General features: G+C 75.6%; 1 protein-coding gene. It reads right to left on the bottom strand.

Annotated elements, in window-relative coordinates; genetic code table 11:
- A partial coding sequence (locus DEIPI_RS33675) for a beta/alpha barrel domain-containing protein (RefSeq protein ID WP_483782855.1) occupies positions 1–344 on the bottom strand: 344 nt, incomplete at both ends.

The following is a 344-nucleotide window of genomic DNA, read 5'->3' as shown; positions in this document are numbered from 1 at the left end:
GAGGCCGTGGCGGTGGTTGAGGCCGCCGCCGTGCGTGACCGCGAGCTTTTCGAGGTCGCGCCAGAGCGGGGTGGTCTTGCGGGTGTCGAGCAGGCGGGTGCCGGTGCCCGCGAGGGCGTCCGCGTACGCGCGGGTGGTGGTCGCGACGCCGGAGAGGCGCTGCAGGAGGTTCAGGGCGAGCCGTTCGCCCGTGAGGATGCCGCGCAGGGGCCCGCGCAGCTCGCCGATCACGCCGGGCGCGACGGGTTCGCCCTCGCGGACGCGCCAGGTCACCTCGATGGTGTCGTCCACGAGCGCGAGGACGCGCGCGGCGGCACTCAGGCCGCTGATCACGCCGGGCTGCT

The organism is Deinococcus pimensis DSM 21231, from assembly GCF_000519345.1.
GTDB lineage: Bacteria > Deinococcota > Deinococci > Deinococcales > Deinococcaceae > Deinococcus_A > Deinococcus_A pimensis.
This window is presented reverse-complemented; position numbering and strand designations above follow the sequence as displayed.